The organism is Oscillospiraceae bacterium, assembly GCA_025757685.1.
Classification (GTDB): Bacteria; Bacillota; Clostridia; order Oscillospirales; family Acutalibacteraceae; genus CAG-217.
The window spans coordinates 328,897-350,837 of sequence record CP107220.1; the positions used below are offsets into that span (position 1 = coordinate 328,897).

Annotated in this window: 16 protein-coding genes; 12 read left to right on the forward strand and 4 right to left on the reverse strand. The window is 54.9% G+C overall.

Annotation, left to right across the window (positions count from 1 at the left end; genetic code table 11):
• Positions 1-38 precede the first annotated feature (38 nt).
• The 6 genes from OGM59_01415 (at position 39) to OGM59_01440 (ending at position 6,613) form a co-directional block, all read left to right on the forward strand.
• Complete coding sequence (locus OGM59_01415; protein UYI91155.1) at positions 39-1,601, forward strand: beta-N-acetylhexosaminidase; 1,563 nt, start codon at positions 39-41, stop codon at positions 1,599-1,601.
• 2 nt (positions 1,602-1,603) lie between these two features.
• Entirely contained in the window at positions 1,604-2,884 is a 1,281-nt protein-coding gene (locus OGM59_01420; protein UYI91156.1) for a M28 family peptidase, read from the forward strand.
• Positions 2,885-2,977: 93 nt separating this feature from the next.
• Positions 2,978-4,444 carry a M20 family peptidase gene (locus OGM59_01425; protein UYI91157.1) on the forward strand — a complete coding sequence of 489 codons (1,467 nt, stop codon included), beginning with the start codon at positions 2,978-2,980 and terminating at the stop codon, positions 4,442-4,444.
• Positions 4,445-4,458: 14 nt separating this feature from the next.
• The gene (locus OGM59_01430) at positions 4,459-5,229 is read left to right on the forward strand and encodes a DUF5058 family protein (GenBank protein ID UYI91158.1); all 771 of its coding nucleotides are present in this window, start codon (positions 4,459-4,461) and stop codon (positions 5,227-5,229) included.
• A gap of 1 nt (position 5,230) precedes the next feature.
• A complete protein-coding gene (locus tag OGM59_01435) occupies positions 5,231-5,887 on the forward strand; it encodes a hypothetical protein (protein UYI91159.1) in 657 nt (218 codons plus the stop codon).
• A gap of 105 nt (positions 5,888-5,992) precedes the next feature.
• Positions 5,993-6,613 (forward strand): TetR family transcriptional regulator, encoded by a 621-nt coding sequence (locus OGM59_01440; protein UYI91160.1) that lies wholly within the window; start codon positions 5,993-5,995, stop codon positions 6,611-6,613.
• A 62-nt stretch (positions 6,614-6,675) separates the two neighbouring features.
• Here the strand turns inward: OGM59_01440 and OGM59_01445 are convergent, their stop codons facing one another.
• On the reverse strand, positions 6,676-7,251 hold the full coding sequence (locus OGM59_01445; protein UYI91161.1) for a hypothetical protein: 576 nt from the start codon (positions 7,249-7,251) through the stop codon (positions 6,676-6,678).
• A gap of 179 nt (positions 7,252-7,430) precedes the next feature.
• On the opposite strand from OGM59_01445, the gene OGM59_01450 reads away from it, so the two are divergent.
• From OGM59_01450 to nifJ, 4 genes are all read left to right on the forward strand, one after another.
• On the forward strand, positions 7,431-8,318 hold the full coding sequence (locus OGM59_01450) for an aldose 1-epimerase family protein (GenBank protein UYI91162.1): 888 nt from the start codon (positions 7,431-7,433) through the stop codon (positions 8,316-8,318).
• A complete protein-coding gene (locus OGM59_01455) occupies positions 8,315-10,213 on the forward strand; it encodes an NAD(+) synthase (protein UYI91163.1) in 1,899 nt (632 codons plus the stop codon). Before OGM59_01450 ends, OGM59_01455 begins: the two co-directional genes overlap by 4 nt.
• Before the next feature lie 13 nt (positions 10,214-10,226).
• Complete coding sequence (locus OGM59_01460) at positions 10,227-10,862, forward strand: hypothetical protein (protein ID UYI91164.1); 636 nt, start codon at positions 10,227-10,229, stop codon at positions 10,860-10,862.
• 193 nt (positions 10,863-11,055) lie between these two features.
• Positions 11,056-14,580 carry a pyruvate:ferredoxin (flavodoxin) oxidoreductase gene (gene nifJ / locus OGM59_01465; GenBank protein UYI91165.1) on the forward strand — a complete coding sequence of 1,175 codons (3,525 nt, stop codon included), beginning with the start codon at positions 11,056-11,058 and terminating at the stop codon, positions 14,578-14,580.
• Between the two features lie 107 nt (positions 14,581-14,687).
• Here nifJ and OGM59_01470 read toward each other — a convergent pair whose 3' ends face one another.
• The gene (locus tag OGM59_01470; GenBank protein ID UYI91166.1) at positions 14,688-16,310 is read right to left on the reverse strand and encodes an FGGY-family carbohydrate kinase; all 1,623 of its coding nucleotides are present in this window, start codon (positions 16,308-16,310) and stop codon (positions 14,688-14,690) included.
• Between the two features lie 38 nt (positions 16,311-16,348).
• Entirely contained in the window at positions 16,349-17,011 is a 663-nt protein-coding gene (locus OGM59_01475) for a TetR/AcrR family transcriptional regulator (protein UYI91167.1), read from the reverse strand.
• A 293-nt stretch (positions 17,012-17,304) separates the two neighbouring features.
• Here OGM59_01475 and OGM59_01480 point away from each other — a divergent pair, with 293 nt between their 5' ends.
• Positions 17,305-18,795: an aminotransferase class III-fold pyridoxal phosphate-dependent enzyme gene (locus OGM59_01480; protein UYI91168.1), complete on the forward strand. Its 1,491-nt coding sequence runs from the start codon at positions 17,305-17,307 to the stop codon at positions 18,793-18,795.
• 96 nt (positions 18,796-18,891) lie between these two features.
• Complete coding sequence (locus OGM59_01485; protein ID UYI91169.1) at positions 18,892-20,109, forward strand: class II aldolase/adducin family protein; 1,218 nt, start codon at positions 18,892-18,894, stop codon at positions 20,107-20,109.
• A gap of 268 nt (positions 20,110-20,377) precedes the next feature.
• Here the strand turns inward: OGM59_01485 and OGM59_01490 are convergent, their stop codons facing one another.
• Positions 20,378-21,931, reverse strand: coding sequence for a hypothetical protein (locus tag OGM59_01490; protein ID UYI91170.1), 1,554 nt, complete (start codon positions 21,929-21,931; stop codon positions 20,378-20,380).
• Between the last annotated feature and the right edge of the window lie 10 nt (positions 21,932-21,941).

Here is a 21,941-nt window from a genome sequence, read left to right on the forward strand (position 1 = left end):
GCTGCGCCCGGTCGGAATTTCAGAAATGGAGAATGAGTATGCATTTGATTCCCAATCCCCGCGCATATCAGGCGTTGGACGGCGCCTTCACCTTGCAGGATGGCGAGAAGGTGAAGAGCGAACTGCGTATTCCTTTGGTACGCACCACCACCCGGGAGGCACGGATTATTGTCACCCGCAACCCGGCGTTGCAAAAGGAAGCATATACCTTGAATGTGACCGCGGAGAAGGTGCACATCACTGCCGCTACGCCTATCGGTGCTTACTATGCGCTGCAATCCCTGCGTATTTTGGCGGATTATGATATCGGCGGGCGTACGGTGCCCTGCTGCAGCATTCACGATGCCCCCCGTTGGGGTTGGCGCGGTATGAGCCTGGACGAGAGCCGCCACTTCTTTGGCAAAGAAGAAGTCAAGCGACTGCTGGATATGCTCTTTATGATGAAGCTCAATGTGTTTCACTGGCACCTGACGGACGATCAGGGTTGGCGCATTGAGATCAAAAAATATCCGCGCTTAACGGAGATCGGCTCTAAGCGCACTTGCACCCAGGTGGACGGCTGGCATACTTCTCATATGGTCAACGAGCCTCATGAGGGCTTTTATACCCAGGAGGATATTCGGGAGATCGTGGCCTATGCCAACGCCCGGGGCATTATGGTTGTGCCGGAGATTGACATGCCTGCCCATTTTGCGGCGGCGCAGGCAGCGTATCCCTGGTTGGCTTGTCGGGAACTGGAACGCGAGGTGCCCGGCTACTTTGGCGGTCGTGTGCCTACCTTGCATGGCGTAATGGACTGGAACCGCTCTGCCTGCCTGGGCAAAGAGAGTACCTTCCAGTTTATCTTTGATGTGATTGATGAAGTGTGCGAACTGTTTGACGCGCCTTACTTCCATATTGGCGGCGATGAGGCGCCCAAGGACGAATGGAAAAAGTGTCCCCACTGCCAGGCGAAGATGAAAGAGATGCACCTAAACGATGTGGAAGAGCTGCAAGGCTGGTTCAACAACCGGGTGCTGGAATATGTAAAGCAGAAGGGTAAGCGCCTGATCGGCTGGAATGAGATTTTGGCCGCCGGCAATTTGGACCCGTCTGTGATCGGTCAATACTGGACCCCCAAGCGGGATAAGAATGTGGAGCGGCACATTGCCCGCGGCGGCGATGTGATCCTGAGCAATCACCGCAGTTTTTACTTTGATATGACCTACGGGCAGTACCCATTGAGCTATACATACGATTTCGATCCGGGTCGTTATCATATTCTGCCTCGTTCCTATGACCATGTGCTGGGCGTAGAGGCTGAGGTATGGACCGAGTGGATCGACAAGCGTCCAAAACTGGATCTGAATGTGTACCCCCGTATGCAGGCTCTGGCAGAGGTTGCCTGGTCGGCCGAAGAGAGAAAAAAATACGCGGACTTCAAAGAGCGACTGGAGGCCTTTAAGCCTACGCTGGACGCCTTGGGAATCGGTTATGCTGTAACCAGCGTGGCGGAGCCGGGCACCTTCCAGCGGCAAAAGCCCCGCCGTTTGTTCTACTGCGGCGATACCCATTATGAGTTGAAGCTCAACGAAGAACGCAAAGCAAAAGGAGAAAAATAAGTATGAAATTTAGCCAATTTCCCCAGCAGGTGATCGACGAAAATGTGGATTACACAGTCAAGGAGATCACCAACATCATTAAGAAGTACGGTCCCCGGGAGTCCGGCAACAGCAACTGCCTGGCTGCCGAGAAGCACATCAAAAAAGAGATGGACCCCTTCTGTGACGAGACCCACTTTGAAAGCTACAAAATGGCACCTAAGGCCTTTTTGCACTTTACAAAAATCGTCAGTGTAGCCATCATTCTGGCTGTGGTGGTGTGTGCCGCTCTGGTGTTTACCAGTGTGCTGCCTTGGTGGATCGCCCAGTGTATTGTTGGCGGTGTGACTTTTGTGGGGCTGTTTATCACCGTAATGGAGTTCCTGTTTTACAAGCAGTTTATGGATCCGCTTTATAAGAAGGTAGAGGGCCACAACTTTTGCGCCACCCGCAAGCCCACCGGTGAGGTTAAGCGCCGCATTGTAATCAGCGGCCATATTGACGCAGCCTATGAATGGCGTCATCTGTACTATGCCAAGGGCAAGCTGCCCTTGATGGGAATTTTTATGGGCGGTACCATTGTCTGCGCGATCATCTCCTTTATTATCGCAGTGATCTGCCTGATTGCTCACTTTGCGGATATGGGCGCTTTCGGCGATTTCATGCTGAATTACAGCTACTATTTCCACTTTGTCACCGCGCTGTTTATGATCACCCTGTTCTGCTTTGTGGACTTTAAGACCATTTCTCCCGGCGCCAATGACAACCTGACCGGTACTTATGCGGCGGTGTGTGCTTTGCGTATGCTGGATATGGCCGGTGTGGAATTTGAAAATACCGAGGTGTGCTGCATGATCACAGACGGCGAGGAGGCCGGTCTGCGTGGCTGCAAGCAGTGGGCCAAGGACCATAAAAAAGAGTGCGACGAGATTGAGACCGCCGTGCTGTGTGTAGATACCTTAACGGATCTGGAATACCTGAATGTGTATAGCAAGGATATGACCGGTACGGTGAAGAACTCTAAGCCCTTCAGCCAGCTGGTGATGGACAGTGCCATTGAGGCAGGTCATAACGATTTGAAGTTCGCCAGCGTGTTCTTCGGTTCTTCCGACGCAGCGGCATTGTCCCAGGCGGGGATTCACGCCACCTGCCTGGCTGCTATGGACCCGAAACCGGCCGACTATTACCATAATCGCCGGGATACGGCGGAGCGCCTGGTACCGGAGGCTCTTAAGACCGGTTACGAGGTAGTGCTCAGTACCATTCTGAACTTTGATGAGAAAGGGCTGGGCGCAGCAAAATAAGCGTGTAAGTCCAATACAAATGTATAAGCGGTACCCGGGTTTGGGTGCCGCTTTGCAGATTAAGGCTGTTTTTTACGGAAAGGGGAAAAGAAAATGACGGCTCTGTACATTATTTTAGGCTTGCTGGCTGCGTTTATCGTGATCACGCTGATCCGTGCAGCGTTCTTTACGGCGCCCAAGCCCCAGCGGGAGGAATTCCCGCCGGAGCAGGTGAACGGGCAGCGGGCGTGCGACCGACTCAGTCAGGCGATTCAGATCAAGACCATCTCCTGCGAGGATGAGAGCCAAACGGATTGGGGTGCGTTTGACCGCTTCCATGCGTTTTTGGAACAGTCCTACCCGCTGATTCACAAAAATCTGAAACTGGATCATATTTCCACTGCCAGTCTGTTGTTTTACTGGGAGGGGACGGATCCAGACCTGGATCCTATTGCCTTTTTGGCTCATCAGGATGTGGTGCCCATCAGCGAAGGCACCGAGGGGGACTGGGAACACCCGGCCTTTGAAGGCGTAAATGACGGCCAGTTTATTTGGGGTCGCGGTGCGCTGGACATGAAGAACCACCTGATCTGCCTGATGGAGAGCGTGGAGACGCTGCTGGAGGAGGGCTATACCCCAAAGCGCGGGGTGTACCTGTGCCTGGGGCATAATGAGGAGATCGTCAGCGGCGGCAATAACGGTGCCCGGGAATTGGCGCGGGAATTGGAACGCCGGGGCGTGCACCTGGACAGCGTGGTAGACGAGGGCGGCGCTATGCTGCCGGCGCATGTAAAGGGGCTGCTGGACGCCAACCTGACCGGCGTGGGCGTGGCAGAGAAAGGCTATGCGGACTTTAAGATTACTGTAAAGTCCAAAGGCGGCCATTCTTCTCAACCACCCAAACACACCGCCATCGGCCAGTTGGCAAAGAAGGTGGAGCGACTGGAGAACCACCAATTTAAGAGCACCATTTTGCCCTTTGTTTATAATATGTTTACGGACATCGGCCGCCACGCCACCTACCCGGGGCGGGTGGTACTGTGCAACCTGTGGCTGCTGCGCCCGGTGCTGAAGCTGGTGATGAAGCAGATCCCGCCGGCTGCGTCCTTGATCCGCACCACTACCGGTGTGACTATGGCCAGCGGTTCACCTGCCGCCAATGTACTGCCCCAAAAGGCCAGCGTAACGGTAAACTTCCGCATTATGCCGGGCCAGACCATTGCGGATGTGCAGCGGCATATTGAGAAATATATGGGCGGCGACAATGTGGAGATTGAATTCATCAAGGGCAAGGAGCCCAGCATTGTATCACCCACGGACACCCGGGCTTTTGATACCCTGCGTCGGCTGTCCGTCCATCTGGACGAAAAAAATATTGTGGCGCCCTATTTGGTGATGGGCGGCACAGACGCTTATAATTACGAGAATGTGTGCAGCAATATTTATCGCTTTGCGCCCTTTACGGTGGACACGGCGCTGCTGCTCACCACCCACTCCACCAATGAGCGCATTCCTGTGGGTCAGATGACCCAGGGCGTTACCTTCTTTAAGCGCTATATTCGGTTGATGACCGCAGAGTAAAGGGGGAAAGTGATATGGATTTTAAAGAAAGCGGATTTATGTATGTTCTGGGCGGCTTTATTGTGGTCTTTGTGTTGGCCCAGTCGCTGTTTTTTCTCATTCGTGCCTGGAAGCAGGGCAAAAAGCTGGGGCTGTCCACCGCCATCATGCGAGGCACGGTGACCCAGTCAGCGCTGTTCAGCCTGGCGCCTGCCATCTCGATTGTGGCAACCATCCTTACCCTGTCCGGTGCGCTGGGCATTGTGCTGCCCTGGATCCGGCTGACAGTGATCGGCGCCATTTCTTATGAGGTGCCGGCAGCGGAGTCGGCCATGGAGGCACTGGGCTATACCGGCGGCCTGTCCGCGGAGATCACGGATCCCCTGGGCTTTTCTACCGCCGCGTGGGTGATGACTCTGGGCTCTGTGATGCCTCTTGTGATCATTCCCTTTGCCATGAAGAAAATTCAAAACAGTATCGGCAAGGCGGTGAGCAAGAATACTGCCTGGGCGGATGTAATGAGCGCCGCGGCGTTTATCGGTCTGATCAGTGCCTTTGTGGGCCGTGCCATTGTGGGCCAGGGCGACAAGGCGGTGCTGGGCGACGGCGCCGGGATCATGAGCATTACCGCTTTGGCGGTGTCTATGCTGTCTATGCTGCTGTTTATGCAGATTGAGAAAAAGAAAAAGATTGCCTGGCTGCAAAGTATGGCTATGCCGCTGGCGATGTTTATCGGTATGGGTGCGGTGATGCTGCTGGCCAAGGTGCTGCCCACCCACATTGCTTGGCTGGAATGGAGGGGCTAATATGAAAGATTATAATGAAAAGACCCACCTGTACGGTCGCTTTTGGGTGATCTCCGCCCTGTTTATTTTCTTAATGCTGCCGGTTGCGATCAGCGCCCATCTGCATGCTTTTCCCTCCGCCCAGGTGGTGTTTAAGGGGTTGGCGCCTATTGCCCTGCTGTTTTATCCCACCGCGGTGATTGAAGTGATGACCTACACGCCGCTCCTGGGTACCGGGGCAACCTACCTGGCTTTTGTAACCGGGAATATTAATAACTTAAAGCTGCCCTGTGTGCTCTCTGCCCTGGACTCTGCCCAGGTGCGCGCCCAGAGCAAGGAGGGCGAGGTACTCTCCACCATTGCCTGCGCCACATCCTCTATTGTGACCACCCTGGTGATTGCCGCAGGGGTGCTGCTGTTCAGTCCGGTGCTGCCGTACTTGACAAATGACGACTCTGTTTTTGCCCCTGCTTTTAAGCAGGTGGTGCCCGCACTGTTCGGCGCGCTGGGTATGAGCTATTTTGCCAAGCACTTTAAGCTGACTGTTGTGCCTGTTGCCGTCGTCTGCTTGATGTTGCTCTTTAAGGGCGACTTGGCGGTAGGCGTACTGATCCCTGTGGGCGTGGTGGTATCGCTGCTGTCTGCCCACCTGATGTTTAAGAAAGGCTGGGTCAAATAACAGACCGCATTCTTACCAGTTAATCAGCAGATCGCCCAACTTGACTTTTATTGGTATGGTGGTGTATAATCATCATACGATCATTAGAGACGGGGGATATAAGTAATGAAAGAGACCGATCTGCGGTATGTGAAGACCGAGCGCGCCATTCGGGACGCCTTCTTTGAACTGCTGGAGGAGAGCGATTTTGACAAGGTATCCGTTACGGATATTACCCAGCGAGCCCAGATCAACCGAAACACGTTTTACCTGCATTACAGCGATAAATTCAATTTGGTCAATTCTATTTTAATTGACTTTGTGCAAGAGCTGTCCCAGCAGGCATTAAAGGTGATCGACCAGGCGGAGAAGCCGGACACAGCCACCTTTAACCAGTATTTCTTAACGATTTTTGTCAGCGCCAATCGGATCAAGAAAAAATATCGGATCTTGTTTCGCAGCCGAAATATTGAGCCGTATTTGGATATTGCTGCCATTACGGATGTGATTGCGGATCATATCGGCAAAAACAAATTTTTGGATTTTCGCAGTCAGCGCTCCTCCGTGAGCAAGAGCTTTTTGGCTTTTGGCTTTTTCGGTGCGCTCAACGATTATTGCAGCAATGATTATACCAAGGAAGAGACGGTGCGCATGATCTCCGCCATGTCTGCCGGCTTGGCCGAGATTGCCCAGCAGCTACACGCTGCCGGGAACAAAGTCGGCAATGGAAACAAGAGCAATAAATAACAGACGATACAAAGCAAAAGGGACCTGAATCCAGGTCCCTTTTATAGATATTTGTCATTCGCTCAGCAGACCATACCGCCTTCCACCCAGCGCATAACAGCCGGGTATTCCTCTTTATAGTTATCCAGCTGGTCTGCGTTGGAGTCCACAAAGGCCTGAAATTCGTCCGTGTCCTCAAACTCGTAGGTAAAGTCTTGCTCAAAGTCATAAGTGGCGGTAAACAGGTAGTCAAACAGATCATCGGCAGAGAATTCCTCTAACAGCTTGTCCGCTGTGCGCTCTGTTATGGTGTCCAGCGCGTTCTTTACCGTTAGCTCGAAATCCTCCGGCTCGACCAGAATTTCCGGGTCGCTCTCGCAGTATTGCAGAATATCGCCCTCGCCGATAGCCAGGGTGCCCAGGTACTCCAGTACATCCTCATATCCGGTTTCGTTGACTGTATCATATAACCGGTAGGCAAACTCGCCTACCAGATTTTGCAGTGCCACCGCCTTGAACACACTGTCAATCTCGTAGCCGCTCTCATCGGTGATTACATAGCCCACCTCCTGCAGGTTCTCCCACATCAGGTAGTAAAAAATGCGGTGCTGTTCTTTCTCGCCAAAAATGGCTTCGTGAATAAAGGTATCAATATCCATTGCCGTTCTCCTCTGTCTGTCGCATTTGCGCAAGGCTACTCATATTCTATACTATATGCAGGGGATTTGCAACATTTTGCAGGTAGATTTTGGCTTTTTTGTAAACTCTGAAAACCCCGCCTGTTTTTATTGCAATGCCGGTAGGGATAAGCTATAATAAAGGGGACTGGAGGGTTCTTATGGAACTGACATTAAAAAATGAACACTGTGCCGTCACCGTTACGGACGCAGGGGCGATGCTCCGCTCCCTGGTGCGGGACGGCCGAGAATATCTTTGGCAGGGGGACCCGGCTTACTGGGCCGGTCAGGCGCCGGTTTGCTTTCCCATTGTGGGGGTGCTGCCCAAGGGGGCGTCTACCGCATTTGGCAAGCCCTGCCGTATGAAGCGCCACGGCGTGGCCCGCATTAACCCCTTTACACTGACGGAGCACCACCGCAACGGCGCCACCTTTACCCAAGTGGCAGATGACAACACCTTGGCGGCGTACCCCTTTGATTATCGGTTGGAGATTCGCTATGAGCTGGTGGACAGCACCGTTGCCGTGACTTATCATATTATTAACAGCGGCGGGGAGCCTATGCCCTTTGTGATCGGCGGCCATCCGGCCTTTAACTGCCCGCTGGCAGTAGGGGAGCGGTTTGAGGATTACAAGGTGCGCTTTGATCGCCCTGTGACGAAGGCGCCTTTGCGCCCGGATCACCAAACCGGGATCGTGGATCCGGCGCGTCGGTACAATGTGCTGGTGAATGGGCAGGAGCTGCCCCTGCGGCACGATCTGTTTTATGACGACGCATTGATTTTTGATCAGGTGGAGGCCAAAGCGGCTACCTTGCTGGGCCCGATGGGCTACGGCGTGCGGGTGGAGTACCAGGATATGGCCAACTTGCTGGTTTGGTCCGCTGAGAATGACGCCCCCTTTGTGGCATTGGAACCATGGAGCGGCATTTCTCATTGTACGGACGAGGACGGCACCCTGGAACACCGTCGGGGCGTGACCGTTTTGCAGCCGGGGGAGACAGCCACCTTTGGTTATAAAATTACCATGCTGAGCGGAGAGATGAAATGAATTACGGATTTTTCAGAGTGGCGGCGGCAGCGCCCCGTTTGCGCGTGGCAGACCCGGATTATAACGCCGGACAGCTGGAGACAGTAATCGACCGGGCTGTGGCGCAGCAGGTACGCCTGCTGGTGACCCCGGAGTTGTCCGTCACCGGCTACACCTGCGCCGATCTGTTCTTTACCGCTGCGCTCCAGCAGGCGGCGGATCGGGCGGTGCAGCGGCTGGCTGCCTATACGGCGGGCAAGGACATTGCGGTGCTGATCGGCGCCCCGGTGCCCTATAAGAATAGCCTTTATAACTGTGCCCTATTGCTCCGGGACGGGCAGGTGCAGGGCATGGTGCCCAAGGTGCATCTGGCCAATTATAATGAGTTTTACGAAAAGCGCTGGTTCGCCTCCGGCGCGGATTTCGATACGGTACAGATGGTGAACGGCGTTCCCATGGGCAGTCAACTGTTTGACCTGGGCAGCGGCGTGCTGCTGGGTGTGGAGCTGTGCGAGGACCTGTGGGTGCCTCAGCCTCCCAGCGGTGCTTTGGCGCTGCAAGGCGCCAATTTGATCGCCAATCTGTCTGCCAGCGACGAGTATGTGTCCAAGGCGGCCTATCGTCGGGACCTGGTGGCCGGCCAGTCCGCCCGCTGCGTGGTCGGGTATGTGTATGCCGGCGCCGGGGTGCATGAGAGTACCACGGACCTGGTGTTCAGCGGCGCCACCTTAGTGGCGGAGAACGGCGGCATTTTGGCAGAGGGGGAGCGATTTGCCCGGGAAAGCGTGCTCACCGTTGCCGATGTGGATGTGGAGAAATTGAATGCCCAGCGGCGGCAAAATATGTCCTTTGAGAACCGGCCCGGCGCGGCGGTACAGTCTTGCCCGGTGCCCAATGCAGAGAATGATTTGGCGTACCGCATGGTGGACCCTCACCCCTTTGTGCCGGCAGCGGACGCCCAGCGCCGAGAACGGTGCAAGGAGATCTTCCTGCTCCAGGCCAGCGGTTTGGCCGGGCGGCTGGAGCATGTAGGCTCCAAGGGTTGTGTGCTGGGGATCAGCGGCGGTTTGGACTCCACCTTGGCGCTGCTGGTGGCTGTGCGCGCCATGGAGCTGCTGGGTAAACCGGCCAGCGCCGTGCTGGGTGTGACCATGCCCGGGTTTGGCACCACGGACCGCACCTATCGCAACGCGCTGGATCTTATGGAAGCGCTGGGGGTCACCCGGCGAGAGATCTCCATTGCAGACGCCTGTGTGCAGCACATGGCGGACATTGGTCACGACTCGTCGGTGCATGACATTACTTATGAGAACACCCAGGCCAGAGAGCGCACCCAAATCCTCTTTGACCTGGCCAATAAAGAGAACTGCCTGCTGGTGGGCACCGGCGATCTGAGCGAGCTGGCCATGGGCTGGTGTACTTACAACGGCGACCACATGAGTATGTACGGCGTGAATGCCTCCGTGCCCAAGACGCTGGTGCGATACCTGGTGGATTATGTGGCCGGGGAGTTGGGTGGCCGCACGGAAGAAATCTTGCGGGATGTGCTGGACACGCCGGTGTCGCCGGAGCTGCTGCCCCCGGACGCCAATGGCAAGATTGCCCAAAAAACGGAGGAGAAGATCGGCCCCTATGAATTGCATGACTTTTTCCTCTATCACTTTGTGCGCTTCGGCTTTGACCGGGAAAAGCTGGCCCTGCTGGCGGAGAAAGCCTTTGACGGCCGGTACGATCGCCCCACCATTGACCGGTGGCTGACGGAATTTTTGCGCCGGTTCTTTATCAGTCAATTTAAGCGTTCCTGTATTCCGGATTCGCCCAAGGTGGGTTCTGTGTCGCTGAGCCCCCGGGGCGACTGGCGTATGCCCAGCGATGCGGCGATGCAGGCGTTTTTACAACCGGATGAACAGATATAAAGGAGCTGTTATAATGAAAAAAGCAATGGCATTGCTGCTGGCTTGCAGCATGGTACTGGCATTCGCTGCTTGCAGCAAAAAGCAACATACAGAACAGGAGGTCACAGCTGTGGTGGATGTGACCGATGAGAACGGCAAGACCGTTACGGATAAGGACGGCAAAGCCCAAACCCGGGTGGTTACCATACCCCAAACGGACGCCAAGGGCAACACCGTGGCGGCAGGGGAGAGCGCTGCCGACGGCAAATCCGCCGGTAACGGCGGTTCGGCTGCAAAGGACGGCAAGGACAAGACGGAAAAGGCCACCAAGAAGAACGAAACCACCACGAAAAAGACCACGACCACCACAACCACCGTAGCCGCCAATCGAAAAATTCACATTTCCGTTTCTCTGCCTGCCGGCACAGATACCCGCACGGACAAGCTGCGCATTACCATTAACGGCAAGCAGGTGGACGAGAAAGAAGTGACCTTGGAGATCGGCCCCGCCTTTAACTACACCACGGAGAAAAAGTACCGGGGGGATGTAAAGGTGCAGGTGGAACTGGAACATACGAAAAAAAGCGCCAAAGTCACAGTGAAGAAAGGCACGGACACCGCCAAATTCAATTTTGAAAATATTGAGAATCTGCTGGGCGACGACGACTAAGCGACAATTGGTGAAAAAAACGAAATAATCGACAAAAAAGCAGTGTCTATGCGCTGCTTTTTGTTATTATTATACAGAAACACTAAATTGTTGTGTTGAATTTCGCATGCCGGAGTGCTATAATTGGTATAGTTGTGGGCTTGCGCCCAAACTGAGGTTGTTATCTGTAAGATAAAATACAGGAGGAAATTCCATGAACAGAAAGAAAAAAACCATGGACGGTAACAGCGCCGCTGCTCATGTCAGCTACGCATTTACAGAAGTTGCCGCCATTTATCCCATCACCCCCTCATCCACCATGGCGGAGGAGACGGACGCCATGGCCGCCCGCGGGGTCAAGAACCTGTTTGGCCAAACGGTCAAGGTGGCGGAGATGGAGTCTGAGGCCGGTGCCGCCGGCGCCGTGCACGGTTCTTTGTCTGCCGGTGCGCTGACTACCACTTACACCGCGTCACAGGGCCTGCTGCTGATGATCCCCAATATGTACAAGATCGCCGGCGAACTGATTCCGTCCGTCATTCATGTGTCTGCCCGCTGCGTGTCTACCCACGCGCTGAATATCTTTGGCGACCATTCCGATGTGATGGCCTGCCGCCAGACCGGCTATGCCATGCTCTGCTCTGCCAATGTGCAGGAGGTAATGGATCTGGGCGCTGTGGCTCACCTGTCTACCTTAAAGAGCCGTGTGCCGTTCTTGCATTTCTTTGACGGCTTCCGTACCTCTCATGAGGTGCAGAAGATTGAGACCTGGGACTACGAGGACCTGCGGTCTATGGTGGATATGGACGATGTGCAGGCGTTCCGCGCCCGCGCCCTGAACCCGGAGAAGCCGGTGTTGCGCGGCTCTGCGGAGAACAGTGATGTGTTCTTCCAGCACAGAGAGGCATGCAACCGCTACTATAACGACGCGGTTGCCACTACTGAGATGTATATGAACACCATCAACGAGAAGTTGGGCACGGATTACCGGCTGTTTAACTACTACGGCGCGCCGGACGCAGACCGTGTGATTGTGGCTATGGGCTCTGTGTGCGACACCATTCAGGAAACCGTAGATTTTCTGAACGCCCGCGGCGAAAAAGTGGGCATGGTCAAGGTGCACCTGTATCGCCCCTTCAGCGCCAAGCATCTGCTGGCTGCCCTGCCGGAGACGGTGAAGCACATTTCCGTGTTAGATAGAACGAAGGAGCCCGGCTCCTTAGGCGAGCCGCTGTTCCTGGATGTGGTGGCTGCGCTGAAAGGCTCTGCCTTTAACGATGTGCCGGTGTACGGCGGTCGTTTCGGCTTAGGATCTAAGGACACCGTACCGGCGCATATTATCGCTGTGTACAACAATATGGCTGCGCCCCAGCCCAAGCCGGAGTTCACTCTGTCCATTGAGGACGATGTGACCCATTTGTCCCTGCCGGTGACCGAGAACCCGGACACCACCCCGGCAGGCACCACTTCTTGTAAGTTTTGGGGTCTGGGCTCCGACGGCACCGTTGGCGCCAACAAGGACTCTATTAAGATCATCGGCGACAATACGGATATGTTTGCCCAGGGCTACTTCTTCTATGACTCCAAGAAGTCCGGCGGCATTACCGTGTCCCATCTGCGCTTTGGCTCGTCACCCATTACCTCTACCTATTTGATCAACAAGGCCAACTTTGTGGCCTGCCACTGCCCGTCCTATGTGACCAAGTATGACATGGTGCAGGATCTGGTGCCCGGCGGCACTTTCCTGCTCAACTGTATTTGGACCCCGGATCAGCTGGACAGCCAGCTGCCTGCGTCCATGAAGCGCTATATTGCAGAGAACAATATCCATTTCTATATCATTAACGGCATTAAGATCGCAGAGGAAGTGGGCTTGCCCGGTCGTGCTTCCACCATCTTGCAGTCTGCATTCTTTGCCATCTCCGGTATTTTGCCAGTAGAGAAGGCCATTGAGCTGATGAAGGCCGCCGTGGTTAAGAAGTTCTCCAAAAAAGGCGAGGCGGTGGTGAATGCCAACTTTGCCGGCATTGACCGTGGCGCCCAGGAGATCGTGAAGGTGGATGTGCCGGACAGCTGGAAGACTGCAGAAGACGCACCCCGCCGGCTGGAAGTACCCACCGATCGTCCGGAGATGAAGAAGTTTGTCAAGGAAATTCTGGATCCGGTTGGCCGCCTGCACGGCGACGATCTGCCGGTATCTGCCTTTGCTGATCGGGCGGACGGCGTATATCCTGCCGGTTCTGCCGCCTTTGAGAAGCGGGGCATTGCCATTACCGTACCCCAGTGGGACGGCACCAAGTGCGCCCAGTGTAACCTGTGTGCCATGGTCTGCCCGCATGCAGTGATTCGTCCCATTGCTATGAATGCAGAGGAAGCGGCTGCCGCGCCGGAGGGTACCACCATGGTGAAGCACAAGAGAGCGGATTATCAGTACGCCCTGATTGTGTCCGTACTGGACTGCACCGGCTGCGCCTCCTGCGCCAACGTGTGTCCCACCAAGTCCCTGACCATGAAACCCATTGCCAGCGAGCTGGATCGGCAAAAGATCTATGATGCGCTGGTGGACACCTCCGAAAAACCGGAGCTGCTTACCAACAATACCATCGGCGTGCAGTACAGAAAGCCGTATTTGGAGTTCTCCGGCGCTTGCGCAGGCTGCGGCGAGACCCCGTATGCCAAGCTGGCCACCCAGCTGTACGGCGACCGTATGTACATTGCCAACGCCACCGGCTGCTCCTCCATTTGGGGCGGTTCCGCACCCTCTACGCCTTACACGGTAGACAAGAACGGCCACGGCCCCGCTTGGTCCAACTCTCTGTTTGAGGACAACGCTGAGTTCGGCTACGGTATGCTATTGGCACAAAAGCAGATCCGCGAGCGGCTGGCTATGGACGCCCAGCAGCTGCTGGATACCCCGGTGGCGGACAAAGCCCAGGCTTGGCTGGACACCTATGAGGACGCTGCTACCAATACGGAGCCTGCCCAGGCACTGATTGCTGCATTGCAGACGGCAGCGCTGGAGGGTGACGCCAAGGCGGCGGCTGCCGATTTCCTGAAAGACGCAGATTATGCGGCCAAGAAGTACCAGTTTATCTTTGGCGGCGACGGCTGGGCCTACGACATTGGCTTTGGCGGCCTGGATCATGTGATCGCATCCAATGAGAATGTGAACATTGTTGTGTTTGATACGGAGGTGTACTCCAACACCGGCGGTCAGGCCTCTAAGGCCACCCAGACCGGCGCTGTGGCCAAGTTTGCTGCCTCCGGTAAGGTGGTCAAGAAGAAAGACCTGGCGCAGATTGCGATGAGCTACGGTTATGTGTATGTGGCTCAGGTGGCTATGGGCGCCAATGCCAATCAGTGCTTAAAGGCGTTCCAGGAGGCCGCGGCTTATGACGGTCCGTCCATCATCATCTGCTACGCCCCCTGCATTAACCACGGCATTAAGATGCCCTTTAACCAGGCAGAGCAGAAGAAGGCGGTTGCCGCCGGGTACTGGAACCTGTTCCGCTTTAACCCGGATCTGGCCAAGGCAGGGAAAAATCCCTTTACCCTGGACAGCAAGGCACCCAGCGCCGATTATGTACAGTTCATCGAGGGCGAGACCCGTTACTCTGCGCTGAAGCGTTCCTTCCCCGGCAAGGCGGAGCAGCTGTTTAGCATTGCGGCGGAGAACTCTATTGAAAAGTACAACAAGTTGGCTGCACTGGTAGACTTCTACGCACCCAAGGGTGAGTAAAGCCAAATAAAAAACAAAGCGCTGCGGTTCTTCCGCGGCGCTTTTGCTTTGTGATAAAAAACAACCCCTGCACACCGGGTGCAGGGGTTGTTCCTTTATGTAAGGGCTTAGCCGTTGAGAATGGCAAAGTTCTCTTTGTTGGCCTTGTACAGGTTCTTAAACACTTTGAAGTTGCGGTCATAGACTGCCTTGTTGGCCGGGTTGGGCTTATAAGTGGTCTTTACCGGGATCAGCTTCTTTACATCAAAGATGGAGGGGATGGCGCCCATACCTACGGCGATACAAGCGGCTGCACCCACGGCACCGATGTTTTGCGGGGACTCTACCACCACCACATCACGCTGGAGAATATCGGCCAAAATCTGGCAGGTGGTTTCGCCCAAAGCGCCGCCGCCGCAGAAGCGCACGGTCTTGGACTTCTGATACTTGGCGGTCTTTAACTCCTGGCGCTCCAGCATCCAGCGCATGTGGAAGCAGATGCCCTCCACAACGGCGCGGATCAGCTCTGTTTTACCTACATTCAGCCGAATGTTAAAGAACATACCGGCGGCATTGGGATCCTCAAAGGGACAGCGGTTGCCGTGGAGCCAGGGGGTAAAGATCACGCCGTTGGAACCGGCGGGAATGGTGTCGATCACTTCTTCCAGGTAGTCGTACATATTGAATTCTACCTGCTCCAGGCTGTCAGTAGCGTTGCCGTAGCGCTTTAAGAACACGCCAATTTCGTCCAGCGCCAGATGATCCTTGACCCAGCCTACGCACTTGTTGGAGGTCTCCAGCTCGCCAAAGTAGTTAAAGGTCTCCGGATTGGCGCCTACAATGGCAGCCATCATCGCACCGGTATCAACCATCTGTTCCGGCACAACGGTGCCCACCCAGCCGGAGGTGCCACTGTAAATGTGCGCGTCGCCAATCTCTACCGCTCCGGCGCCTACGCCGATCAAAGAGGCGTCGCCGCCGCCGCCGTACACAGCGGTGCCCTGAGCCAGACCCAGTTCCTCGGCAGCCTTGGCAGTGACTTCGCCCACTTTATCGGTGCACTTTTTAATCTCCGGCAGGTGCTTCATATCCACGCCTACCATATCGCAAATGGGCTTGCACCAGCCCTCGTGGCCCTTGCGGGTGTCATACAGCAGGGTGCCGAATGCAGAATCCTGGGTCATCACGAATTCACCGGTCAGGCGGCAGATGAGATACTCTTTCACATCCAGCCACTTATAGACTTTCTTAAAGTTTTCCGGCTCGTGCTCCCGCACCCAGCGGTACTTCCAAATGGGGTCCTTAACAGAGGAGGATACGGCACCGGTATAGCGCAGGTACTTGAGCAGCTTGGTCACTTCCGCACCGGCGATTTGTACGCCGTGGGCAATGCCCTTCTTCAGCTCATTGCCGGCTCGCTGGTCCATATAGGTCATGGGGCGGCGAATGCAATTACCCGCTTTGTCTACCAGGACCAAACCCTGCATGGCAGAGCAGAAACTGATGCCCTCTACCTGGTCTTTGGTCACGCCTACGCACTTATTGAACACATTGCGGGTGGTGCTGCACATGGCGCTCCACCATTCATCGGCGTCCTGCTCGGCGCCGCCCTTTACGCCGGTCTCATCATCCACATACAGACCGTAGCCTGCGGTGTCAGAGGCCAGGATGCGCATGGTGTCGCCGATCTCAATCAGACAGGTCTTGACCCCGGTGGTGCCCACATCGTAGGTGATTACATATTTGCTCATAAAATATCCTCCCATGGTGTTGTACGCGGTAAATACCGTCACTTCTTTTCAAATGTAAATGCGCTCTCCACAAATTTCAGCAGTTGACCGATCACCCGCTCCTCGTCCATTTCCTCCACATCTACGCCGGTGTAGAACTTAAACCGCTCCTTGTAGTAGTCGCAGGTGTAAGAGAATTGCAGGGACATCAGCAGATTGTCCAAAAAGAAGGCAAAGAGCCGGGGGTCCAGATCCGGGCGCACATCTCCCTTGGCCAGCGCCTGCGCAATGGCCGTGGTGTAGATGCCGCTGGTCTCGCTCTCAATCTCCCGCACCAGCATTTGGGTGCGCGCGCTGTCCTTCTCCGAGGCGATCTCATTATACAGCCGAATGTAATTGGCATTTCGCTTGGAATGGACGCAGGTGGCGCGAATGAGCTTTTCTGCCTTGACCAGCAGCTTGTCGTCGCTGGCCATAATCGCCTCGATCACCTGGGTCAGAATACGCATGCCCCGCTGAATGCAGGTGATGAACAGATCCTCTTTGGTCGCAAAGTACTTGTACATCAGCCCAATGCTGATCCCTGCGTTCTTGGCGATCACATTGATGTTGGCGTTTTCGTACCCTTTGGAGGAAAACTCCTCGGTGCCCACTTCCAGTATGCGCTCCCGTCGCTCCTCGGAAATGCGGTCAAATGCGTCCTTGTGATGTTTATTTACCATTTCAAAAAATTTTGTAGCCTTGCACAAAGAACGGAAAAGCCCTTTGTGCAATCCGTACAAATACTCCCTCTCTGTAAAGCGTGAACCGCAATTCACTTTCCTTATATTATCATTATTTATCCATTATTGCAAGAAATCTGAATAAAAATGCGGGAAAATTGAACAAATTATTACAAGTATCTATTTGACAAATCATTAAAAAGTGATATACTAAAGGTGTATTTTATGTGAGCGATGGCTCACGCCCTTTGGGGTGAGCGACGACTCATGAATTTTAAGGAGGAACGACCATTATGGATACCCGATTTGCAATTTCTGAGTATCTTGATGCAGCGCAGGTCACCGCTCAGCTGGACGCGCTCATCAAAAAGCCTATTTATTCCATCAGCCCGGCTGCACTGAAGAAGTATGAAGAAGAATACTTCGACAAGAAGTGCGCGAAGTCTAAGGCGATGATCACCGAGGCGAAAGAGATCATTCCCGGCGGTGTGCAGCACAACCTGGCGTTTAACTATCCTTTCCCCATCGTGATGACCAAGGCCAAGGGTGCTAAACTCTATGATATTGACGGCAACGAGTATTACGACTTCCTGCAGGCCGGCGGTCCCACCATCCTGGGCTCCAACGACGATGTGGTGAAGGAGAAGGTTAAGGAACTGCTGGACGATTGCGGTCCTTCCACCGGTCTGTTCCATGAATATGAGTACAAGCTGGCCAAGAAGATCTCCGACTGTGTTCCTTCCGTAGAGATGTTCCGTATGCTGGGTTCCGGTACAGAGGCCTGCATGTGCGCTGTGCGTGTGGCCCGTCTGGCTACCGGCCATAAGAACATCATCAAGATGGGCGGCGCTTATCACGGCTGGTCCGATCAGCTGGCATGGGGCATGCGTGTGCCCGGTACCATGAATTTGCAGTCTCACGGCGTACCGCTGTTCGTATTCAAGCACACCCAGGAGTTCTTCCCCAATGATCTGAAGAGCCTGGAGCACAAGCTGATCCTGAATAAGTTCCGCGGTGGTACCGCTGCCGTGTTCATTGAGGCCATTGGTCCGGAGTCCGGTACCCGTCCGGTAGACAAGGACTTCCCCAAGGGCGTACAGGCACTGTGCCGCAAGTACGGCGCTCTGCTGGTTTGCGACGAGGTTGTAACCGGCTTCCGTATCGGCGTGTCCGGTGCGCAGGGCTACTTTGGCATTGATCCCGACATCACCATCTTCGGTAAGGTGATTGCCGGCGGTTACCCGGGTGCAGGCGGCATCGGCGGCCACAGAGAGGTTATGAAATACTTAGGCGCCGGCCTGGATAAGGGCAACGGCTCCGGCAAGAAGATTCATAAGGCAATGTGCGGCGGCACCATGGCTGCCACCCCCATCTCCTGCTGCGCAGGTTACACTGCCATTTGCGAGATCGAGAAGCGTAACGCCTGCCAGGTAGCCGGTAAGATGGCGGATCGTCTGGTACACGGCTTGCAGGCGCTGATCAAGAAGTATGACCTGCCTTTCGTGTGCTTCAACCAGGGTTCTGTATGCCACTTGGATACCGTTGGCACCATGCACTTTAAGGTGGACTGGAAGCATCCGTGGACCATTCCGCACACCTTGAAGGAGACCGGCAAGCGTCAGTCCGAGATGGAGCACATGGGCGCTGCTTACATGGCAGAGGGCTTGGTAACTTTGGCCGGTTCTCGTCTGTACACTTCCGCCGCTTATACGGAAGAGATGATTGACGACTGCCTGAACAGATTTGAGAATGTGTTCAAGAACTGCGTTTGCATCGAGGCGTAAGATTTTTTACCAAGGGCGGTACCGGGCAGTGATGCCCGGCCGTCCTTTTGGTGCTTTTGCCCCCGGGGCAAAAATACGATTTTAAGGGGAAAACACATGGCTTACGAATTAGAAGAAGCAAAAAAGCTGGTCGTTGCGGCCGGCAAAAAGCTGGTGGAAAGCGGTCTGATCGCCCGTACCTGGGGCAATGTATCCGCCCGTATTTCTGACACCCAGTTTGTGATCACACCCTCCGGTCGGGCGTATGAAACGCTGACACCGGAAGAAGTGGTTGTGGTTAATATTGAGGACTGCTCCTACGAGGGCGATATTAAGCCCTCTTCCGAGAAGGGTGTGCACGCTGCGGCGTATCGCCACCATCCCACCGTGGATTTTGTGATCCACACCCACCAGAAGGCGGCCACCATCGTCAGCATTACCGGCATGGAGATCCGCAATGTTTACAAGGATTTTCAGCCGGTCCTGGGCAATAAGGTGCCCTGCGCCGATTATGCTATGTCTACCACCAATTCTCTGCGCAAGAAGGTAGAGACGTGCATTATGATGAACCCGGGTTGCCGTGCCATTATGTTGATGCACCATGGCACTCTGTGCATGGGCGATACCTATGAGCAGGCCTTTGAGATTGCAGACGCACTGGAGAAGTGCTGCCAGCGGGTGATCAAGGACAACTATCTGCGCCATTCCTGGGCAGAGACATATTCTGACGAAGGTAAGCGCAACTTTTACCTGAAAAAGAATGGCGCTGTGGCTATGCCGGAGAGCATTTGTGATCTGGGCTCCTCCGTTCGCAACGGCAAGACCTTTAGCTTGACCGTTGGCGGAGAGACCATTGATGTGGATTTGGAGACTGGGCTGGGCATTACCGGCATTGCACCCAAGTGCGCCAAGATCCATAAGGCCATTTATGACAGCCAGGATTGCTCCATCATCAAGCATGTGACCGATCCGGATGTGATCGCTGTGTCCTGCACAGGTGAAGATATGATTCCTATGATCGACGACTTTGCACAGATCGCCGGCGTGGATGTGAAAAACCGCCCGTGGATCGACGGTGATACAGACGCTTGTGCCAAAGATATTGCTAAGGCCATGGACAGCCGCAATGCAATCCTGATTCAGGGCAACGGCGCCATCATCACCGGCAATTCCGATGGGGATATGCAGGCGCTGGAGATCATTATGGATAAGGGCTGTGAGGCCGTGATTGACACGGATATTTTCAATCGCCCCCATTATGTGCCCAAGGTGGAGTGCTTCTTGATGCGCACCGTGTATTTGGCTAAGTATTCCAAAGAGATCAATAAAAAGTAAGGTGCTTTGCACCACCGCCACCCATTGTCTTGCAGTGGGTGGCTTTTTTATGGATTGCAGGCCACCCAAATGCCCATATCGGCCGCGGTGCGATGTGTATTGTATTCTGCATCGTTGACACACAGGGCGGGCGGATGCTATCCGCCCCTACGGTCATCTGGTTATAATAAGGCTTTCGTAGGGACGGCAATCTGCCGCCTGCTTCTCCATACATACGCGCAAAAAAAGGAGCCTCGCTGATGAAGCGAGGCTCCTTTTTGCTTTGCTTTTACTTTTCCAGCACCAGGGTGGTGACGGAGCGGGCAGGGAGGGCAAAGGCATCGGCGGCGGTGCCGCTGTCTGTCTTTGCCAAGTCGTTGTCTTTGTCGGTCACATAGGTGGTGTGGCGGGTGTAACCGTCCAGCGCCAGGGTGGTGCTGCGGGCCTTATCCGTGTTGTTGATGAACACGGCGGTAACGGTGCCGTTGGGGTTTTTGAATGCCACGGACTGCACATCGCTCAGTTCCTTCGGTAGGGTAATGGAAATGCGTACGCTACCCTCGTCGGTGAATTTGGAGAAGTTGCCCAGTACCCACAGCCGCTTGGAGGTCTCGACTTGATGGCTGTCTTTGTCCAGATACACCAGTCCGTCGGTGTAGCCGCCAAAGGCGCAGGCGGTCCACCAGTCCCATTCTACCGCGTTTAGCACCGTCAGATCCTGGTGAATGATCCCGGCCAGTGCCAGACCGTATTCCATGCCCAGGCCGCTGTCCATACCGTTCTTTTGGATCAGGTCGTACACGCCGCTGTTTTGGTCCTCGGTCATTTGGCAGTATTCCGTCAGCGCCAACTTGTAATTGCTGCCGTAGGTGGTGGCTATGGCGTCAGCGAAGGCCTGCCTCTCCTCCGGGCTGGCCCAGTAGGAATGGAGTGCCAGCGTGGGCATGCCCTTGCGAAGGGCGTTGCTTTTCAGTCCGTTGACACCACTTTTGCCAAACATGGTCTGGAGGTATGCCATACAGGTGTCCGTGCCGATGTGGCCGCTTTCCCAGCCTTCCAGCTGACAGCCCTTTAGCGCGTCTTCCTGCGCCATTTGCTTCAAAAATACCTTGTACAGATCCCGGCACTGGGTCTTAGAGTAGTAGCAGCCCTCCTGCTTGGCGGTGCCGTCTTCATAACCCCGCCAGCTCCATTCCGGCTCGTTGATGGGAGACAGGCCGGTGACCCGATACCCGGCCTCCGTAAAGTGCTTGGCGCAGGCAATGCCGTACTTGGCAAAGTCTGCGTACCGTTCCGGCTCCAGGTTGGTTACATAGTTTTCATCGTCCGGCAGGTAGTCGCAGTAGGCTTTGCCGTTGGCGGTGTAAAACACCGGGGCGCTGTTAGAGAACAGGGTCACCCGCAGGTCTTTGTTCATACTTTTTGCCAGGGCCAGGGCATTTTGTGCTGCTGCGTCCCGCTCCCAGTGGTAGCTGCCGTCCTTGTCTATAAAGGCTTCTGCCCGGCGGTCCGGGTCGGTGATGGTGGCGTCATCCTTGGAACCGGCGCCCAGGTTGTAGCGGTAAATATTCAGCCCAATGCCGCTGTTCTCGTCATACAGCAGGGAGAGAATATCCTTGGCGTTCTCCCAATTGCCTACCTCCTGGCTCCACCAGCAGGCAGAAGCACCAAAGCCGTTCATTGTCTGATAGACAGCGGTTGGTTCAATGGTGATGGCCTTGACCTGTGCGGTGGTGGCGGCAGGCTCTGTGTTGTCGGAGGTGCCGGCGGCGCACCCGGCCAGTAGAGCAGTGGTGCACAGAACAGCGGTCACTTTTTGTAAGCGTTTGGTGTATGTCGTCATTTTTTTCGTC